General features: G+C 59.4%; 4 protein-coding genes and 1 pseudogene. 4 read left to right on the forward strand and 1 reads right to left on the reverse strand.

Annotation, left to right across the window (positions count from 1 at the left end; translation table 11 throughout):
• The coding region (locus QBJ92_RS20455; RefSeq protein WP_277971532.1) for a hypothetical protein at positions 1-238 on the reverse strand (238 nt) is incomplete at its 3' end.
• 278 nt (positions 239-516) lie between these two features.
• Here QBJ92_RS20455 and QBJ92_RS20460 point away from each other — a divergent pair.
• The 4 genes and pseudogenes from QBJ92_RS20460 (at position 517) to QBJ92_RS20475 (ending at position 2,532) form a co-directional block, all read left to right on the forward strand.
• Positions 517-750 carry a hypothetical protein gene (locus QBJ92_RS20460; protein ID WP_277971533.1) on the forward strand — a complete coding sequence of 78 codons (234 nt, stop codon included), beginning with the start codon at positions 517-519 and terminating at the stop codon, positions 748-750.
• A gap of 6 nt (positions 751-756) precedes the next feature.
• Positions 757-1,149, forward strand: coding sequence for a barstar family protein (locus QBJ92_RS20465; RefSeq protein ID WP_277971534.1), 393 nt, complete (start codon positions 757-759; stop codon positions 1,147-1,149).
• A 49-nt stretch (positions 1,150-1,198) separates the two neighbouring features.
• A complete protein-coding gene (locus QBJ92_RS20470; protein WP_277971535.1) occupies positions 1,199-1,702 on the forward strand; it encodes a DUF6438 domain-containing protein in 504 nt (167 codons plus the stop codon).
• Positions 1,703-1,780: 78 nt separating this feature from the next.
• Positions 1,781-2,532 (forward strand): annotated as a pseudogene (locus tag QBJ92_RS20475) (IS5 family transposase).
• Positions 2,533-3,061 lie beyond the last annotated feature (529 nt).

The raw sequence follows: 3,061 nt of genomic DNA on the forward strand, positions 1-3,061 counted from the left end.
GCCAGTCGGCGAAGCCGGTTGGCTGAGCAGGATTGGTGAAGATAGTAATACTACAGAGAGGGGCCTTGCCGATTGAAACCAGGCCTGTGGAAGGTGCACCTGGGATAAAAAGCGGCTTACCCCAAGCACTGCCCTGACAGTTTGTCGGCGCGCCTTCGGTGGTCACGCGGTTGGTCAGTGTGCACCAGGTCGCTAAGTCGACGTTGAGCGGTAATTCGCTAGACCCGGTATCGAACACAAAGGCGTCGCTGGTGGGCAGACGCGCCTGGGCGACATGCCATGCTCATGGAGACTGGATCGATTGGCGTTGATGATGACGTAGTCTGGCGAGATTTTGTCGCAATCGGGCGAATTCTTACACCCGCCTGCCCGGATGTGTGACGTTCAGAGCCCCGTTTCCACAATGTCGATTCCTGAGATCGGCAAACCATCTCGGTTGTCACTGCTAGAAGGGGGGCGACCAAAAGCCTGATTGCGGGCTACCGTGAATCTGTGTCCAAATAATGCACAGGTGCCATGATGGTGCCGCTCCGGCTTGCTGCCGGCCATCGCGCAGCGGCCGAAATCCGATGGATTGCCGGTCCTGTCTTTCCTCGCAGCCGAAGCGTTCACGTCGCCAGAATCACGCTGAACATCTGCACCGGGACGATCTCTGCACCGCTGACGGCAGAGCTTTTGGGAGCAGTCGGACAGACCACCACGTTCGAGCTGACCCCGCTGCGCGCGGTCGAGGGCATGGCAGCGGGCTGACCTGACATGGCCAAGACATTAGAGATTCGCGGCCACGCCATCATCGACATTCCGACATTTTATGCCGAGATCAATCGCGTCTTCATGGCTGACGAAAGCTGGTCGCTGGGCGATAGCCTCGATGCGTTGAACGACCTGCTTTACGGGGGCTATGGTGCGATCGACGGGCATGAGCCGGTCAAGCTGATCTGGCGGAACATGGACGTCAGCAGATCGACGCTCGGCCTTGCGACGACGCGCACGTTTCTGGCGGAGAAGCTGAAACGGCCCGGCATGTTCAATGTCACTATGATCGCCGGTCAGTTGGATGCCCTCGAGCGAGGCGCCGGGCAAACCTATTTCGATATCGTCCTCGAGATCATTGGCAATCACCCCAACATCGAACTTGTCGCGGCTTGACGTGTTAGGTTGGCGGTCGAGATCCGAATATGGCTGGCGGGATATGAAAATGCGGTTGATGGTGTGGTTGGCAGGGACGACGTTGGCGCTGAGCGGATGCGCCACGACCGGGCACAAGGTTGAGCCGCAGTCCGTTGCATCTGCCCGCTCTCAGATCCGCAGTCTGACCTATGCGACGACGCCATGCCATGGGTTCTGTCCGGTCTACAGCGTGACGATCGGTGCCGATGGCGCCGGGGTCTTTAGCGGGACGAGCAACACGGCCGTAGTGGGCGAGCGCCGCTTCACAGCCACACCGGCACAGGTCGCGAGTTTGTTCGGTCGGCTGCAACCCTATCTGCCCGTGGGCGAAGTGCTACTGACCGGGCCGGATACCTGCAAGATGTACGCAACCGATCTTCCTTCGGTCGACGTCACCTGGACCGGCGAAGGTGGCGGGGGTCACCTCTTGTATGATTATGGCTGCGACCGCGACGCGCACCGTCCGCTGGCTGAGACGTTGCGCGCAGGCCCCCAGGCGTTGCCGATTGCCAAACTGATCGGCAAGCGCTGACTAGGGTCAGGACCCATAAACCGGATTCCCTTGGCGGCGCGAATGTGATTCAGGCTCTGCGGCAGCAGGAGCGTGGGTTTGAGCGAGTTCTGGTTGAGTGAAGAGCAGTTCGAGCGGCTTCGGCCGTTGCTGCCGGACAAGGTTCGAAGGGTTGCGCGGGTTGATGACCGGCGTGTGATCAGTGGCATCATCCATGTGGTGAGATCGGGCGGTCGCTGGGTCAATGCACCGGCCTGCTACGGTCCGAGAAAGACGCTGTACAACCGGTTCGTCCGGTGGGCGGCGAAAGGCATTTGGCAAGAGATGTTCGTCACGCTGGCGGCAGCGGGTGGACCGCCTCCCGAAGTCCTGATCGACAGCACGCATATGAAGGCGCACCGCTCGGCGGGCGGCGGAAAAGGGGGGCGCTCGTCCAAGCGATCGGGATCAGCCGCGGCGGACGCAACACCAAGCTCCACGCCCTTACCGACTGCGAAGGTCGCCCGCTCCGCTTCCTGCTGACCGGCGGCAACGTTGCCGACTGCCGTGCTGCCGATGTCTTGCTCGACGATCTCCCGCCGCGCACCATCGTTTTGGCGGACAAAGCGTATGACAGCAACGCGATCCGCGACCTGATCGAGCGCCAGGGTGCCGTGCCCAACATCCCCTCCAAGGCGAACCGGCGCTGGAAGAGCTGCTTCTCGCGCTCGCTCTACAAAGGCCGAAACGCGGTCGAGCGCATGTTCTGCCGCCTGAAGGATTATCGCCGCATCGCTACGCGTTACGACAAGCTCGCCACTAACTTCCTCGGCGCGATCTACCTCGTGGCAGCCGTCACCTGGTGGTTATGAGTCCTGACCCTAGTATCGGCTACACTGCCGACTACGCCGAGCCTCTCGACGGCGCGAGCCCGCAAGCGTTCTCGAAACAGATTCAACAGTATCGTTGCTAAACTCGCATCTTCACACAGACTGTCTTGCGACACGGATATCTACAAAAGGTTAATAGATTTGCGAAATTTGCCACACCGTTTTTGGTTGCATGTCAAAATGTTCGGCATGCGTAGCCGGCAGATCTGACGACATACGTACGTCTGAAGGTCGGCTTTTGGACGAATGGCGTTTTAAATTAGCGGTTCCGGACCGAAGTCGCCTGTTTATCGCATAGCCATGATTGAGACCGCTTTTCTCGCACATCCGAATGTTGACCGGCTATATGTGGTAGAAGGCAGCCAGCCCGTTTCATATGGTTCTATCCGATGTGGATGTTGAGGTTGCGGCGACAATGTCCCACGCCACCGCGGATTATTCGACCTCGATACCGGCGGGTCCAGCGACCTTCTCCCGAAATGTTTTATGCGCTTACGACTTAGTCGAATAT

The sequence above is a fragment of the Sphingomonas echinoides genome, from assembly GCF_029623395.1.
Classification (GTDB): Bacteria; Pseudomonadota; Alphaproteobacteria; order Sphingomonadales; family Sphingomonadaceae; genus Sphingomonas; species Sphingomonas echinoides_A.